At 73.6% G+C, this 16,145-nt stretch carries 12 protein-coding genes; 7 read left to right on the forward strand and 5 right to left on the reverse strand.

Translation table 11 applies throughout. The features are described from left to right. Positions 1 to 23 precede the first annotated feature (23 nt). From EKH77_RS19380 to EKH77_RS19395, 4 genes are all read left to right on the forward strand, one after another. Positions 24 to 1,748 (forward strand): serine/threonine-protein kinase, encoded by a 1,725-nt coding sequence (locus tag EKH77_RS19380; protein WP_276319230.1) that lies wholly within the window; start codon positions 24 to 26, stop codon positions 1,746 to 1,748. Positions 1,749 to 1,855: 107 nt separating this feature from the next. Next, on the forward strand, positions 1,856 to 3,130 hold the full coding sequence (locus EKH77_RS19385) for an ATP-binding protein (protein WP_240667424.1): 1,275 nt from the start codon (positions 1,856 to 1,858) through the stop codon (positions 3,128 to 3,130). Then, positions 3,127 to 3,822 carry a LuxR C-terminal-related transcriptional regulator gene (locus tag EKH77_RS19390; protein WP_126915600.1) on the forward strand — a complete coding sequence of 232 codons (696 nt, stop codon included), beginning with the start codon at positions 3,127 to 3,129 and terminating at the stop codon, positions 3,820 to 3,822. The genes EKH77_RS19385 and EKH77_RS19390 overlap by 4 nt, the downstream gene beginning before the upstream one ends. 114 nt (positions 3,823 to 3,936) lie before the next feature. Continuing rightward, positions 3,937 to 5,052, forward strand: coding sequence for an alpha/beta hydrolase (locus EKH77_RS19395; RefSeq protein WP_126915601.1), 1,116 nt, complete (start codon positions 3,937 to 3,939; stop codon positions 5,050 to 5,052). Positions 5,053 to 5,118: 66 nt separating this feature from the next. Here EKH77_RS19395 and EKH77_RS19400 read toward each other — a convergent pair whose 3' ends face one another. Further along, positions 5,119 to 6,195: a C40 family peptidase gene (locus EKH77_RS19400; protein ID WP_126915602.1), complete on the reverse strand. Its 1,077-nt coding sequence runs from the start codon at positions 6,193 to 6,195 to the stop codon at positions 5,119 to 5,121. Positions 6,196 to 6,472: 277 nt separating this feature from the next. On the opposite strand from EKH77_RS19400, the gene EKH77_RS19405 reads away from it, so the two are divergent. Both EKH77_RS19405 and pcrA read left to right on the forward strand, forming a co-directional pair. Continuing rightward, entirely contained in the window at positions 6,473 to 6,826 is a 354-nt protein-coding gene (locus tag EKH77_RS19405) for a hypothetical protein (protein ID WP_126915603.1), read from the forward strand. Positions 6,827 to 6,920: 94 nt separating this feature from the next. After that, positions 6,921 to 9,404, forward strand: coding sequence for a DNA helicase PcrA (gene pcrA / locus EKH77_RS19410; protein ID WP_126915604.1), 2,484 nt, complete (start codon positions 6,921 to 6,923; stop codon positions 9,402 to 9,404). Positions 9,405 to 9,502: 98 nt separating this feature from the next. Here pcrA and EKH77_RS19415 read toward each other — a convergent pair whose 3' ends face one another. Together EKH77_RS19415 and EKH77_RS19420 are read right to left on the reverse strand one after the other, a co-directional pair. Further along, positions 9,503 to 11,089, reverse strand: a complete 1,587-nt coding sequence (locus EKH77_RS19415) for a peptidoglycan DD-metalloendopeptidase family protein (protein ID WP_126915605.1) — start codon at positions 11,087 to 11,089, stop codon at positions 9,503 to 9,505. Between the two features lie 183 nt (positions 11,090 to 11,272). Further along, positions 11,273 to 12,181, reverse strand: coding sequence for an esterase/lipase family protein (locus EKH77_RS19420; protein ID WP_126915606.1), 909 nt, complete (start codon positions 12,179 to 12,181; stop codon positions 11,273 to 11,275). Between the two features lie 406 nt (positions 12,182 to 12,587). Between EKH77_RS19420 and EKH77_RS19425 the strand changes: the two genes are divergently transcribed. Then, on the forward strand, positions 12,588 to 12,998 hold the full coding sequence (locus tag EKH77_RS19425; RefSeq protein WP_126915607.1) for a cobalamin B12-binding domain-containing protein: 411 nt from the start codon (positions 12,588 to 12,590) through the stop codon (positions 12,996 to 12,998). 41 nt (positions 12,999 to 13,039) lie between these two features. Here EKH77_RS19425 and EKH77_RS19430 read toward each other — a convergent pair whose 3' ends face one another. Beyond that, positions 13,040 to 14,626, reverse strand: coding sequence for a DUF5691 domain-containing protein (locus tag EKH77_RS19430; protein ID WP_240667425.1), 1,587 nt, complete (start codon positions 14,624 to 14,626; stop codon positions 13,040 to 13,042). A 50-nt stretch (positions 14,627 to 14,676) separates the two neighbouring features. Continuing rightward, complete coding sequence (locus EKH77_RS19435; RefSeq protein ID WP_126915609.1) at positions 14,677 to 16,047, reverse strand: SWIM zinc finger family protein; 1,371 nt, start codon at positions 16,045 to 16,047, stop codon at positions 14,677 to 14,679. Positions 16,048 to 16,145 lie beyond the last annotated feature (98 nt).

Here is a 16,145-nt window from a genome sequence, read left to right on the forward strand (position 1 = left end):
ACGGGGGAACCGGAGGTCGCGCGGTGCACGGTGCAGCGCCTGAGGCGGGTCGGCTGGTCGCCGGCCGGTACCGCCTGGCCGAGCGGATAGGCCGGGGCGGCATGGGCACGGTCTGGCGCGCCGAGGACGAGTTGCTGGCCCGTCAGGTCGCGGTGAAGCGGTTGCACGTCAATCCCGGCCTGGAGGAGGACGAGCTCGCCACCCTCTATGAGCGCACCCGGCGCGAGGCGCGCAGCGCGGCCCGGATAGCCCACCCCAATGTGGTCGTCGTCCACGACGTGGTCGAGGACGGCGGTCTGCCCTGCATCGTGATGGAGTACGTGCCGTCCACGACGCTCGGCGACGTCCTCAAGCGGGGCCCGATCGGCCCCGAGGAGGCCGCGCGCATCGGGCGCGGCATGACCGCCGCGCTGCGCGCCGCGCACGCGGCCGGGGTGCTGCACCGCGATGTGAAGCCCGGAAACGTCCTTCTCGGACACGACGGGCGGGTCGTCCTCACGGACTTCGGCATCGCCCAGTCCACGGGTACCTCGACCCTCACCAAGACCGGCGAGATGGTCGGCTCGATCGACTACATCGCCCCCGAGCGCGTCAAGGGTGGCAAGCCGGGACCGGCCTCCGATCTGTGGGCGCTCGGCGCCACGCTCTATCAGGCCCTGGAGGGCCGGCCGCCGTTCCGGCGGGACACCGCCGTCGAGACGGCGTACGCCATCGCCATGGACCCGCTGGCGCCGCCGCGGCAGGCAGGGCCGCTGACCAAGCTGATCGAGACGCTGCTGGCCAAGGACCCGGCCCTGCGGCCCCCGGCCGAACTGGTCGAGCAGATCCTCCGGGAGCCGGCGGCCGAGGCCGCCACGGCCGCCCACCGGACGCCCCACGGGCTCGCCACGCCTCCGGCGCCCCGCCCGGCCCCACCCGCCGTCACCCCCACCCCTACTCCCGTCCCCGCACCCGACGCCACGACGACTGCTCCTGCGGCTGCCCCGATGGCCGTCCCCGCGACCGGGCCGACCGTCGCGGCGACCACCGTCGCGCCCTCGCCTACGCCGGTCACCCCGTCCGCCCCACCCGCCCCGGCTGCCGCGCCCGCCAAGCCCCGCCGTCGGGCGGCCCGGTGGTGGTGGGCGGCCGCCGCGACCGTCGTCGCGGGCGCCCTCGCGGCCGGCGCCTACCTCCTCACCCGGGACGGCGACGAGGAGTCCCGCGCCGAGCGGCCGGACACCACCCCGACCCCGGCCCCGGCGCACAGCTCCACCACCCCGGCGCCGAAGCCGCCGCCGACCTATCCGCCCCTTCCCAAGGGCTACCACCTGGTCGAGGAGAAGCAACTCGGCGTCTCCTTCCCCGTCCCCGACGGCTGGACCCGGCAGGAGAAGTCCTCCCGCGAGGTCGACTACATCGACCGGACCGGGCTCGTCGGCCTCAAGATCAACGTCCTGGACTTCGCGGGCCGCGACCACGTCCAGCACTGGAAGGACGTCGAGCAGCAGCTCAAGGCGTCCCCGGAGATCCGGAACTACCACCGGGGCAGGCTCCAGGAGACGACCTTCCGCGACGAGCCGGCGGCGATCTGGGAGTTCACCTGGTCCGGCCGGGCCCGGGACTTCCAGGCCGTCGACCTGGGCTTCGGCCGCGAGGGCGGCGCCGAGTACGCCATCTACCTGTCCGCCCCGAAGGCCGACTGGGAGCGCCACCGCCCCGTGTTCGACGTGGTCCGCGACGGCTTCCGCACGGGCGAACGGCCCTGACCCGGACTGACCTCCCGTCACCCCCTCACACCGTCCCGGGCATTCCCCGGGTCCCGTCAGGGTCGACCCTGATGTCCGCGCGCGGCCGCCCGTGTGACGATCAGTGCATGACCACCGCTCCGCACCCCGACGGCCCGCCCCTGCGCAAGCTCTACCGCAGCGACGAAGGGCGGATGCTCGGCGGCGTGGCGCGCGGGCTCGCGGGGCATCTGGGCGTGCCCGTGTCCTGGGTGCGGCTGGTGTTCGTGGCGCTGATGACGGCCCAGGGCATGGGCGCGCTGCTCTACGCGGTGTTCTGGTTCGTCGTGCCGCTCGGCGTCGGCGGTGTCGAGGGCCCGCGCCGGCCGTTCGCGGAGGTCTCCGTCTCCGCCGACGGGCGCCGCCGCCTGCTCGCCCGCAAGCCCGACCGGGGGCAGGCCGCCGCCCTCGTCGCGCTCGTCGTCAGCGCCTTCATCTTCCTCGACCGCCTCCACCTCGGCCGCGCCAACGCCTATCTCGTGCCGCTCGTGCTGATCTGCGCGGGCGTCGCCCTCGTCTGGCGCCAGGCCGACAACGCCCGTCGTGCCCACTGGGTGGAGGTCGGCCGTCGCAAGCGCGTCCTGCCCCTCGCGCGGGCGGGCGCGGGCGTGGTGCTGGTGGGCGTCGGCGCCACCGGCGTCGTCGTCCTCCAGGGCTCCGTCGAGCACTTGGGGACGGTGCTCCAGGCGTCGCTCGCCATGGTGGTCGGCATCGCGCTGCTGGCAGGGCCCTCGGTCGTCCGGATGGCCCAGGACCTCTCCGCCGAGCGGACCATGCGCATCCGGGCCCAGGAGCGCGCCGAGGTCGCCGCCCACGTCCACGACTCCGTCCTCCACACGCTCACCCTCATCCAGCGCAACGCCGAGGACTCCCGCGAGGTCGCCCGGCTCGCCCGCGCCCAGGAGCGCGAGCTGCGCAACTGGCTCTACGACCCCGAGGGCCGCGGCAAGGAGGAGGCCGAGGAGCCCAGCACCCTCGGCGAAGCCGTCCGGAACACCGCCGCCCGCGTCGAGGACCACCACGGGGTGCCCATCGAGGTCGTCGTGGTCGGCGACTGCCCCCTCGACGACCGGCTCGACGCCCAGCTCCAGGCGGCCCGTGAGGCCATGGTCAACGCGGCCAAGTACGGTGGCGAAGGCGGAGCAGTGCAGGTGTACGCCGAGGTCGAGGGGCGTACGGTCTTCATCTCGGTGCGCGACCGGGGACCCGGGTTCGACCTGGACGCGGTCCCGGAGGACCGGATGGGCGTCCGGGAGTCCATCATCGGCCGGATGCAGCGCAACGGCGGCACCGCACGCGTGCGACCCGCGCCCGGCGGGGGGACGGAATGGGAGCTGGAGATGGAGAGGGCGGAGAACGCATGACGACCGAGCAGACGGCAGGGGAGACGGCCGAGCGCCACGTCCGGGTCGTGCTGGTCGACGACCACCGGATGTTCCGGACGGGCGTGCAGGCCGAGATCGGGGCCACCGACCGTACGGGCGTCGAGGTCGTCGGCGAGGCGGCCGATGTCGACCAGGCGGTCACGGTGATCACCGCGACCCGCCCCGAGGTGGTGCTGCTCGACGTCCATCTGCCCGGCGGCGGCGGGGTCGAGGTGCTGCGCCGCTGCGCCTCGCTGATGGGCGGGCAGGAGTCCCCGGTCCGCTTCCTCGCGCTGTCCGTCTCCGACGCCGCCGAGGACGTCATCGGCGTCATCCGGGGCGGCGCCCGCGGCTACGTCACCAAGACGATCACCGGTGGCGATCTGGTCGACGCCATCTTCCGGATCAAGGACGGCGACGCGGTCTTCTCGCCCCGCCTGGCCGGCTTCGTCCTCGACGCCTTCGCCTCCACGGACGCCCCGCCCGTCGACGAGGACCTCGACCGGCTGACCCAGCGCGAGCGCGAGGTGCTCCGGCTGATCGCGCGCGGCTACGCCTACAAGGAGATCGCCAAGCAGCTCTTCATCTCCGTGAAGACGGTGGAATCGCATGTCTCGGCGGTGCTGCGCAAGCTCCAGCTGTCCAACCGGCACGAGCTGACGCGCTGGGCGACGGCGCGCCGCCTGGTGTGACCTGGCGGTGTGACCCTCGCCCGTCGGGCGGCCATCGGCGGAACCTCCCGGAGTTCCTCGCCATCTAGTCACAGGCGACAGGAACAGCACCGCAAACGAGAGTCCGATGATCCGATGAGCCTGACGGGGACCCCCTTCCTCCTGATCACGATCGCCCTGGTCGTGGTGGCCCTCGGGCTGCCGCTCGGCCTCTGGGGCCGAATAGGCGGGCCCCGGCTCGTCCGGCACGCGACGCGCTTCCTCATGCTGCTGTTCGCGCAGGCCACGGCGATCGTGATGGTCTTCGTGATCGTCAACAATGCCAACGGCCTCTTCGACACCTGGGCCGACCTCCTCGGCACCGGCAACCACGTCAAGGCCGCCGCCGACCTCGGCCCGGACGGCACCGGCGGCAAGACGCCCGACCAGGGGCCGAAGACGGTCGCCAAGTTCAAGCCCACCGCCGACAAGCGCATGGGCCCCGGAGTCCTGGAGACCCAGCTCAAGGGCCACATATCCGGCGTGGAGGGCGAGGTCTACGCCTGGCTGCCCCCGCAGTACGACGACCCCGCGTACAAGGACAAGAAGTTCCCCGTCGTCGAGGTGCTGCCCGGCTTCCCCGGCTCGGCGAAGGCCTGGTTCGGCACCCTCGAGGTGAACACCCAGCTCAAGCCCATGATGCAACGGGGCGAGGTGGCCCCCTTCATCATCGTGGCGCCGCGCACCACCCTCCTCGGCGACACCGACACCGGCTGCGCCAACATCCCCGGCAAGGTCAACGCCGACACCTGGCTGAGCGTCGACGTCCGCAAGATGGTCACCGACACCTTCCGCGCCGACGACCGGGCCGACGGCTGGGCCGTCGCCGGCTACTCGGCGGGCGCCCACTGCGCCGCCAGACTGGCCGTCGCGCACCCCGACCGCTACCGCGCGGGCGTGAGCCTGTCCGGCTACAACGACCCCGCCGGCGAGCCCGGCGCGCTCACCGCGAAGACACCGGAACTGCGCGACGCCAACAACCCGCTGAAGATGCTCGAGCACGCCGCGACCCCGCCCAAGGTGGCGCTCTTCGTCTCCGGCGCCGAGACCGACGGCTACCAGGGCGGCCAGGCGCTCAAGCAGGCGGCCAAGCCGCCGACGACCGTGCAGACCGTCCTGATCCCGGCGGGCGCGGGCGGCCACGGCACGGCCGTCTGGAAGCGGCAGGTCCCGGACGTCTTCAAGTGGCTGACGAAGCAGGTGGCTCACTAACCCCGTACGGCCCGTTCGGCACTGACCCCGTACGGCCCCGTCCGGCCCCGTACGTCCTGGGCGGGCTCACGCCGGGCGGGTCGCCCCCGCGAACGGCATCTCGTCGACCGGCGCGACCCGCACCGGGGCCCCCGGGTGCGGGGCGTGGATCATCTTGCCGTCGCCGACGTAGAGGCCGACGTGGCTGATCCCGGAGTAGAAGAACACCAGGTCCCCCGGGGCGAGCCGGTCCCGGGAGACCCGCCGCCCGGCGTTGATCTGGGTGTAGGTGGTGCGCGGCAGGGACACCCCCGCCGCCTGCCACGCGGCCTGGGTGAGCCCCGAGCAGTCGAAGGACGACGGGCCGGTCGCCCCCCACTCGTACGGCTTGCCGAGCGCGGAGTACGCGAAGGCCACCGCCCGCGCCGCCCGCCCCGACACCGCGCGGGCCACCTCACCGACCGCCTCCGACCCGGACGCGACGGACGCCTTCGCGGTGTCCGATACCCGCGCCACGCCCCCGCCGGTGTCTCCCGTACGGATCGCGGTGGCCTCCTGGGCGGGCAGCTCGCTCAGCAGCTGCCGGGCCCGGTCCAGCTTGGCCTCGATGGTGCGCTTGTGGGCGGCGAGCGCGCTTTCCTCGCGCCGGATCTCCGCGAGCCGCGCCTCCGCCGTCGTCCGCACCCGCTGGACGTCCAGCAGCTCCCGGCGGACCCGGGAGATCGCGGCGGCCTGCCCCTGGCCCGCGCGGTCGGCGAGCGAGGCGTTCTCCAGGAAGCGCTCCGGGCGGGTGGACAGCAGCAGCCGCATGCTGGTGGGCATCGACCCGCCCCGGTACTGGGCGGCGGCGAAGGAGCCGAGGGCGTTGCGGGCGGCGTTGAGGCGCTCGGTCTTGCGGGCGGCCTCGTCCTGGAGCCCGGCGAGCACCGAGCGGGCGCTGTCCGAGCGCTCCTTCACCCCGTTGTACTGCTCGGTGGCGACCTCGGCCTGCTGGTAGTAGCGGGCCACCTGGGCCCTGGCCTGCGCGGGGGTGGGCGCGGGGGCGGCGTGGCCGGTGCCCTCGAGCGCGGTGGCGGTGGCCGCGCCCGCCAGGGCGAGCGTGGCCGCGGTACGGGCGGTGCCGCCGGCGAGAGGGTGCTGCTTGGGCTTTCGGTGCGTGGCCACGGCGGCCGTCACTTCCTTCCGTCCGGCGGGGGGACGGGCGGCGGCCCGCACGAGGGGGGGTGAGGGCGGGCCACCGCCGTCTGGAGCAGGACGCTAAACCTCGGGATCACCGCGAAACGGCCATGACCGCTATTGCCCTGAATCGGCTGTTTGGCGATCGCACCTGGCGGGCCGCCCCTGCCGACTCGGAAGGACGGTGCCGTGGAGTGACCGAGGTGGTGTCCCTGCCCCACCTGGGCGCGGAGTGGTGCTATGGCCCCGGTTAGGGTCGGTGCCCATGGACGTTCTCATTCACGCCGTCGTCGGCCTCCACATCATCGGCATCGCCTCCCTGCTCGGCGGGTTCCTCACCCAGATGAAGGCCATGGGCAAGGGCGAGGCCCGCATGGTGCCGGCGATGCTGCACGGCGCGCTGACGATGCTGGTCACGGGTGTCGCGCTGGTCGGCATCCACCAGAGCCAGGGCGACACGATCAACACCGTGAAGATCGGCGTGAAGCTCGCCCTGCTCGTCGTGATCCTGGGCCTGGTCTATGTGAAGCGGGACGAGGAGAACGTACCGGCGCCCATGTTCGGCACCGTGGGCGCGTTGACGGCGACCAACGTCTTCATCGCGGTGCTGTGGGTCTGAGCCGTACCGACCCGGGCCCCGGAACTGTGGGCCCGGCCACTGTCGGGCGGATCCCGGCTCGGCTGTCGGTGGGGCGGCCTAAACTCGGGAGGCGATGAGCAGCCTCTTTGACGACAGCTTCCTGGCGGACCTGGCCCCTGCCGAGGAGGAGCCCCCTCCGCCTCCGGAGGACACGGTTCCCGAGCCCCTGCCGGACGACCTCTTCGGGGGTGCCTTCGACGCGCCCGTACCCAGGGAGGCGTTCTACCGCGACGGCGCCGCCCGCCCCGTCGTGGACCCCGCCGCGCTGCTGGAGGGCATGAACGACCAGCAGCGCGAGGCCGTCGTGCACACGGGCTCCCCGCTGCTGATCGTCGCGGGCGCCGGCTCCGGCAAGACCCGGGTGCTCACCCACCGCATCGCGCACCTCCTGGGCGCCCGCCATGTGCACCCGGGGCAGATCCTCGCGATCACCTTCACCAACAAGGCCGCAGGCGAGATGAAGGAGCGCGTCGAGCAGCTCGTCGGCCCCCGCGCCAACGCCATGTGGGTGATGACCTTCCACAGCGCGTGCGTGCGGATCCTGCGCCGCGAGAGCAAGAAGCTCGGCTTCACGTCCTCCTTCTCGATCTACGACGCGTCCGACTCCAAGCGCCTCATGGCGCTCGTCTGCCGGGACCTCGACCTCGACCCGAAGAAGTTCCCGCCGAAGTCCTTCAGCGCGAAGATCTCCAACCTCAAGAACGAGCTCATCGACGAGGAGGCCTTCGCGGCGAAGGCCGCGGACGGCTTCGAGAAGACGCTCGCCGAGGCGTACACGATGTACCAGGCGCGGCTGCGCGAGGCCAACGCCCTGGACTTCGACGACATCATCATGACCACCGTCCACCTCCTCCAGGCGTTCCCGGACGTGGCCGAGCACTACCGCCGCCGCTTCCGGCACGTCCTGGTCGACGAGTACCAGGACACCAACCACGCCCAGTACACGCTGGTGCGCGAGCTCGTGGGCACGCCCGAGACGGCGGGCGAGGAGGGCGTCGGCGAGCTCTGCGTCGTCGGTGACGCCGACCAGTCGATCTACGCCTTCCGCGGCGCCACCATCCGCAACATCCTCCAGTTCGAGGAGGACTACCCGGACGCCACCACGATCCTGCTGGAGCAGAACTACCGCTCTACGCAGACGATCCTCAGCGCGGCCAACGCGGTCATCGAGCGCAACCAGAACCGCCGCCCCAAGAACCTGTGGACGCAGGCCGGCGCGGGCAGCACCATCACCGGCTACGTCGCCGACACCGAGCACGACGAGGCGCAGTTCGTCGCCGACGAGATCGACCGGCTGACGGACGCGGGCGACGCCAAGGCGGGCGACGTCGCCGTCTTCTACCGCACCAACGCGCAGTCCCGTGTCTTCGAAGAGATCTTCATCCGCGTCGGCCTGCCCTACAAGGTCGTCGGCGGAGTGCGCTTCTACGAGCGCAAGGAGGTCCGTGACGTCCTGGCGTACCTGCGGGTGCTGGCCAACCCCGAGGACACCGTCCCGCTGCGGCGCATCCTCAACGTGCCCAAGCGCGGCATCGGCGAGCGCGCCGAGGCCATGATCGAGGCGCTGGCGCTCCGCGAGAAGGTCAGCTTCGCGCAGGCGCTGCGGCGCGTCGACGAGGCGTACGGCATGGCCGCCCGCTCGGCGAACGCGGTCAAGCGCTTCAACGTCCTGCTGGAGGAGCTCCGCACGGTCGTCGAGTCCGGGGCGGGCCCCGCGACCGTCCTGGAGGCGGTCCTGGAGCGCACGGGCTACCTCGCCGAGCTCCAGGCGTCCACGGATCCCCAGGACGAGACCCGCGTGGAGAACCTCCAGGAGCTCGCCGCCGTCGCCCTCGAGTTCGAGCAGGAGCGCACGGAGGACGAGCCGGGCACGCTCGCCGAGTTCCTGGAGAAGGTCGCGCTCGTCGCCGACTCCGACCAGATCCCCGACGAGGACACGGAGGGCACCGGCGTCATCACGCTGATGACCCTCCACACCGCGAAGGGCCTGGAGTTCCCGGTCGTCTTCCTCACCGGCATGGAGGACGGCGTCTTCCCGCACCTGCGGGCCCTCGGCCAGGTCAAGGAGCTGGAGGAGGAGCGGCGGCTCGCCTACGTGGGCATCACGCGCGCCCGCGAGCGGCTGTACCTGACGCGGGCGAGCATGCGCAGCGCCTGGGGCCAGCCCGCGTACAACCCGCCGTCGCGGTTCCTGGAGGAGATCCCGGAGCAGCACCTGACGTGGCGCCGCACCGGGCCCGCGACGCCGTCGGCGTCCTCGCTGGGCGCGGGTTCCGGCTCCCGGACGGGTTCCGGCATCTCGTCCGGCTTCGGCTCGTCCGGCTTCGGCTCGGCGCGCGGCGGCAAGGCGGCGTCGAGCGGGTTCGCGACGCGCCGGGCCAAGGAGCGCGAGGTCGTGGCGCTGGCCATCGGTGACCGGGTCACGCACGACTCGTTCGGGCTGGGCACGGTCGTGGCGGTCAAGGGCAGCGGCGACAACGCGGAGGCGTCGATCGACTTCGGTGGGGAGAAGCCGAAGAGGCTTTTGCTCCGGTACGCACCCGTCGAGAAGCTTTAGCGTTCCGGGCGACTGCGCGCCGGTTGGGGCTGAGCGCGCCCACGCGGCGGTAGCCGCATATCGACACAGCCCCGCGCCCCTTCGGGGGCGCGGGCCCCTTACGTCGGGTCCAGGTCGTGGCTGCGGAGCCAGGGGAGGGGGTCTATGGCCGAGCCGCCGGGGTGTACCTCGAAGTGGAGGTGCGGGCCGGTGGAGTTGCCGGAGTTGCCGGAGTAGGCGATGACGTCCCCGGCCTTGACCGGTCCCGAGCGGAGCTTGTAGCTGCTGAGGTGGCAGTACCAGGTCTCGGTGCCGTCCGACGACGTCACCTTGGCCATGTTGCCGTAGGCCACGTTGTACTGGGTGCTGACCGTGCCGTCGGTGGCGGCCATGACGGGCGTGCCGTAGCCGACGGGGAAGTCGATGCCGGTGTGCACCGACATCCAGTTGACGCCCGCCTGGCCGTAGTAGGCGCTGAGCCCGTGCTGGGAGACGGGCAGGGCGAACTTGGGGCGCTCGCGCTCCTTGCGGGCGGCCTCCTCGGCCTGGCGTTTGCGGTCCTCCTCCTGGCGGACCTTGAGGTCGATCCGCTCCTGGGTGCGGCTGGCGCGGGTGGCGAAGTCGTCGGCGCCCTGGCTGAGGCCGGCGAGCTGGGTGTCCAGCTTGCTGTTGGCGGCGGAGAGCTTGACGGAGTTGTCCGGGGCGGAGGCCGCGGTGGTCTGCTGGGTGTCCTTCTGCCCGCCGCCGGTCATGACGGACGCGGCGGCGATCCCGGCCACGCCCATGACGGCGACCGAGGGGACGGCGACGGTGAGCAGGGCCTTGCGGCGGGGGCGGTAACCGGCGCGGGCGGGGGCGCCCTTGCGGCGGCTGCCCCGGGACTGCTGCGGGACCTCGGACCGGCTCCGGGCCCGGGACGGTACCGGCGCGGGGGCGTCGTCCCCGGTGCCGCCGGCGTTGCCGATGCCCTCGGTCTCCTCGGGCGGCGGGATCACCATCGCGCGGGTCTCGGCGTCGGCGACTCCACCGGCATCGGCGACACCGGCGGCCTCGGAGAGGCCGGGGATGCCGGAGACGTCGACCATGACGGTGGGGGTGTGCCCCACCTCGGGGGTCGCGTGCGCGCTCGCGTCCCAGGTCTGGGTCGCCTGGGCGCTCAGGTCCCACTGGCCGGAATCCCACTGCCCGGAGGTGTCCCAGGACTGGGCGGGCTGGGTGAAGTATTGATTCTGCCCAGTGGCCTGGCCGGTGTTCTGCCCGGTGGTGTCCCACTGGTCCCACTGGCCGGAGTGGTGCTGGCCCGTGTCATAGGTCCCGGCGGCCGAACCGGCGGCGCTCCAGGCGCCGGTGTCCCACTGCCCGGTCGAGTGGGCCGAGGGGTGGGCGGACGCGGCGGCCGTGCCGGTGAGGTCCCACTGGCCGGATCCGCCGGAGGTGTCCCACTGCTGCGCGGCGTACTGGCCCGTCTGGCCGGTGCCGTCGTGGCCGAGGTCGTAGCCGCTGAAGTCCCAGGTCTGGGTGTGGCCGCTGGTGCCCCACTGGTTGGTGGTGCCGGCGTCCCAGTGGCCGGAGGCGTGATCGCCGTATCCGGCGTAACCCTGCTGGGCGTAAGGCTGCTCGTACGCCGCGTACTGCCCGTGCCCATAGAGGGCATCGGGAGCGGGAACGGACTGACCCGGGCCCGCCGACGGGTGACGGTCGTTCACCACCACATCCATTTCGCCTTGGCAGCAGGAGAATTAGCGGCGACTGTACCCGGCGGTATGCGACGACGACAATCTTCCCCACGTTTCGGTCACCGAAGCGCTGGGCATTTAGCCGCCTTTTGGTGGACTGAGCCATGATGAGTCGACTTGACGTTCGATATGCGTTCGAAGTTTTTGCGGAACTCAGGCGACCGAGGCGGCCCCCGCCGCGCCCGCCGACGGCTCTTCCGTGGTCAGCGCCTGCCTGATCCCCGCGGCCACCTCCCCGTGCACGGGCAGGGCCAGATGGCCCACACCGCATACCCGGACGTTGCGCGCGTGGAGGTCGGGGTGATCGATACGGGCGGTTTCGACGGGAACCATGATCTGATCCAGGTCGCTCCAGAAACCGATGAATTGCGTTGTGCAATGGGGAACGGGCCCGGCGAGTTCGGTGATGACGTCCGAATCGGGCCGCATCTGCCGCACCAAAGGATGGGCCGTCATGAGGGGGGCCACCCGGGTGCCGCCGTGCGGGGTGCCGAGGGTGACGAGCGTACGGACGCGGGCGTCGCCGCCCAGCCGCTGGATGTAGTAGCGCGCGATCAGCCCGCCCAGGCTGTGCCCCACCATGTCGACGCGGTCCCGGCCCGTGCTGAGGCAGACCTCTTCCACATGTCGGCCGAGCATCGCCGCCGCCTTGCGGATGTCGCACGTCAGGAGCGAGTAGTTGAGGGACCGTACCTCGTCCCAGCCGTGCCGGCGCAGCGAGCGGCGCAGCAGGACGAACACCGAGCGGTTGTCGATGAAGCCGTGGAGGAGCAGGACGGGCGGGCGCGCCGCCACCGGGCCGGCGGGCGCGCCGGGCGGTTCGGGTGGTTCGGGCCGTTCCGCCGTGCCGGCGAGGGAGGGGCCGGCGGGGGAGGGGCCGGCGGCCGGGGGGAGGAGGGGCGGCGGGCGGCGCTCCTGGGTGATCCCGGTGGGGTAGAGCAGCACATGCGTGGTGAGGATCGCCAGCTCCAGCAGTGTGGACCGGACGAGCGCGGCCGACGGGCGCGGGCGCGCCGCGGCGAAGGAGCGTAAGAGGGTACAGAGAAAGGGCAAGGCCCCCATGGCCGACCGACCTCCCGAACAGCACACAGCGAGCGACCCTCTCCCCCGTGTGCCCTCATGGGCAGCTGTGCGCGTGGCGGGCCACCCTTCTGTGCCGTGCGGCTGTCGGCACAGAGGGGCGGCCGCCTCGTCGCGGCTCCCCTCGCGGCCGTCCCGTGGTCCGGTGTCTCGTGGCCCGGCGCGTCTCGCGGTCGAAGCGGGCGATGTGGCCCGTGAGACGGGGGTTCCGGGAACGGTGCGTAGCGAACGTGGTGTCCCACGTGTGATTTCCCCCTCGGCCTCCACCGCGAAACGGCCGGGTGCGGGATGCTGGACGCGACGTTCGTTCACGTCTCCGGGCCCTCGGGCGCCGGAGGGACCTCGCGGCCGGCCGACGGCACGTACACGCACGTACAGGGAGGCAGTGATGGGAGTGACCGGTCCGATCCGCGTGGTGGTGGCCAAGCCGGGGCTCGACGGACACGACCGCGGCGCCAAGGTCATCGCGCGGGCGCTGCGCGACGCCGGCATGGAGGTCATCTACACCGGGCTCCATCAGACGCCCGAGCAGATCGTCGACACGGCGATCCAGGAGGACGCGGACGCGATCGGCCTCTCCATCCTCTCCGGCGCGCACAACACCCTCTTCGCCAAGGTGATGGAGCTGCTGAAGGAGCGTGACGCGGAGGACATCCAGGTCTTCGGCGGCGGCATCATCCCCGAGGCCGACATCGCCCCGCTCAAGGAGTTGGGCGTCGCGGAGATCTTCACCCCGGGGGCGACGACGACCTCGATCGTGGAGTGGGTCAACGCCAACGTCCGGCGCCAGGCCGTCTGAGGGCCCCTTGAGGCCCCTTTGAGGGCTCCTTTCGCCTTTGGTCAGCTTCCGTCCGCCAGCTCCCTTCGCATGGTGGCGCGGAGGCGCAGCGTGCCGATGAGGCGCTGGTACGCCTCCGCCCAGTAGCCCGCCGCGCCATGGCCGGCGTCGCCGTCCCCCGGCCCGGCCGGGAGGACGGTGAGCGCCTCCAGCAGGTCGGCCCGGTCCGGGTCCAGACAGCGTTCGGCCATGCCCATCACCCCGCTGAAGCTCCAGGGGTAGCCGCCCGCCTCCCGCGCGGTGTCCAGCGCGTCCACCACCGCCCGGCCCAGGGGCTCCGCCCAGGGCACCGCGCACACGCCGAGCAGCCGGAACGCCTCCGACAGGCCGTGCGCGGCGATGAACTCCGCCACCCACCCGGCCCGCTCGGCGGGCGGCAGCGCGGACAGCAGCTTCGCCGGGTCCAGCCACGAGGCGCCCGTGGGCTCGGGCGGGGACGCCGCCGGGCCCAGCAGCGCCCGTGACCACTCGGCGTCCTCCTGCCGGACGGCGGCCCGGCACCAGGCCGCGTGGAGGTCGGGCCGCCAGCCGTCCGCCACCGGCAGGGCGACGGCCTCGGCGGCGCCCGTCACGCCGAGGCGCTCGCACCAGATCCCCAGCGGGGCGGCCTCCACGAGTTGGCCCAGCCACCACGAGCGTTCGCCCCGGCCCGCCGGGGGCTTGGCCACGACGCCGTCGCGGCGCATCCCGGCGTCGCACTCGTGCGGCGCCTCCACGACCACGGTGGGCCGCCCGGCGGTGCGGTCCAGGGCGACGCAGGCTTTCGCCCGTTCCGCCATCCGGGCCGCGAGCGCGGACGCGGGGAGCGCCGACAGCAGCTCGGCGGCCGTGGCCCGGACGGTGCGGCCCCGGTCCGTCAGGGCCCCTTCCAGGAACGGCTCGTCGGCGAGGGAGAGCCCGTCGCGCAGCGAGTCCAGGAACATCAGCCGGTCCTCGGCCCGCTCCCGGTCCCAGGTCGTGGCCAGCAGTTCCCGGGCGGCGGCGGGGTCACGGCGCCGCAGCGACGTCAGCAGGGCCACGCGCTCGGCGAACAGGCCCTCCTGCCAGAGCTGCTCCACGCCTTCCCCGGTATCCGCGGTATCCGTCGCGGCCGGTGCCGCGCGCGACGCGGGGGCGTCGCGCAGCGCGTATCTCCACTGCGGGTTGAGCCGCGCCAGCCACAGGGCGCGGGGGCCGCCCAGGGCCAGCGCCCCGGGCCGCAGGTCGCTGCGCGCCCGCGCGGCGTCGAGCAGCCCGGGCAGCAGGCCCGCCGGGGCGCGGTAGCCGTGGTCGTTGGCGGCCGCCAGCCACTGGGGCAGCAGCTCGGTGAGGTCCGGGCCGCCGCCGCGGCGCCCGGAGCCGCCGGGGCCCGCCGCCCGCTCGGCGAGCAGCAGCGCCAGCCGCCGCCGGGCGGCTTCCGGCAGGGGTGGCCGGACGTCCTCCGGGGCCGCCTCGGGCAGCGGTCGCGGTGCGCCCGGCAGGAGCGCGGCCCGGCGCTGCACGGTCCGCAGCGCGGCCTCGTCGAGCAGCGCGCCGGGGGAGGCGGGGCGGCGGTCCGTGCCGAGGAGGGCGGTGGTGACGAGGTCGTCCCAGGTGGTGCTCATCGACATCGCACGTCCTTCCTCCATGGGGCTGCTTTCCGTCACAGCACTGTCTTCCGTCACAGGGCCACCGGCTCCGGTGCCCAGGCCAGCAGGGGTGTGAAGCCCCGGTGCCCGCATTCGCCGAACACCCGCACCGGGCGCCCGCCCGATATCGCCGTCAGCCGCCACAGGGCCGATTCGTCGCCGCCGGGCGTCACCGGGAGGGCCGACCGGCCGTCCGCGTCCGCCAGTTGCCAGTCGCCGCCGCCCTGGCCGGGTACCGGGACCACCCCCGAGAGGACCACCGGCCAGCCCTCCAGCCACGGGTCGTCGCACAGCGCCTCGCCGTACGCCCGGAGCGCCTCCTCCGGGTCGCCGCCCGGCGGCGGGTCGGCGACCGGCGCGGGGGCCGCGTGCCGGGTGCCCAGGGCCGCGCGCAGCGGCCGGGCGGACGGGTGGAAGGCGAGCTCCGCGTCCAGGGCGAGACCGACGGGGAGTGACAGCTCGGGCGCGCGGCCCGCCGCGCCGTAGGAGAGGAGCAGGGCCATCCGGCCTGTCTCCCGGCCGCGCAGCCAGACGCGGCGCGTGACCAGCCGGCCGTCGTCGGCGTCGCGCTGGGCCAGGACGAGCCAGCGGTCGCGCACGAGCGGGGTGGAGGCCAGCAGCGTCGCCGTGTCCGGCGTGACGCCCACGCGCGCCCGCACCGTCGCCGCCAGGGGTTCCGGCAGTTCCGCCAGCCGGAGGAACCCCTGGCCGAGGGTGTGGAGGAGCGCGCACTCCTCCAGGAGCCGGGAGGTCTCCCGGGCCCCGGAGCCGGAGCCTGCCACGGACGCCAACTCCCGTACCCGCGCCGCCAGTCCCGGCGCCTGGGCGTCGACCATGCGGGCCGCCGTCTCCTCCCACCGCCCGTACGAGGCGGCGTCGGCCGACGCCAGGCCGCTCCGCAGCAGGTCGGCGAGGCGCCGCTCCAGTTCCGAGGCGCCCGCCGCGATCCGTCGCGCGCGGCGCTCCGCCCGGCGGCGCGCGGCCTCCGGGTCGGCCGGCCCCCGGGACGGGCCGGAAGCGGCCGCCGCCCCGGACCCGGCGGCCTCCCGCTCCCGCCGCTCGCCCAGCCACTGGGCCGCCCAGTCCGGCGGCGCCCCCTCCGGGACGGCCTCCGGGCCCTTCGACCACGACAACAGCAGCCCCAGCGCGTGCTTGCACGGGAACTTGCGGCTCGGGCAGGAGCAGTGGAAACCCGGCCCCGCAAGATCCACGACCGTCCGGTACGGTCTGCCGCCGCTACCCGCGCACTCCCCCCATACCGCGCCCGTGCCGGCGCCCGTGTGCGCCCCCGCGCCCGACCACGGGCCGGGCACCGCGAGCTTCGCGCCCGCCGTGCGTGATGCGGCGTCAGGTGCCAGCTCCAGCACGCGTTCCGCCGTCCAGCGTTCCCCCTGCGGATTCATGTCACCGACGGTAGGGGACCCCACTGACAATCGCCCTCGGCGCCAACGAAACCGCAGGTCAGGGCGATTGTCAGTGGGGTGGTGCAGGGTGGTTCACG

Source organism: Streptomyces luteoverticillatus, from assembly GCF_003970715.1.
GTDB classification, from domain to species: domain Bacteria; phylum Actinomycetota; class Actinomycetes; order Streptomycetales; family Streptomycetaceae; genus Streptomyces; species Streptomyces abikoensis.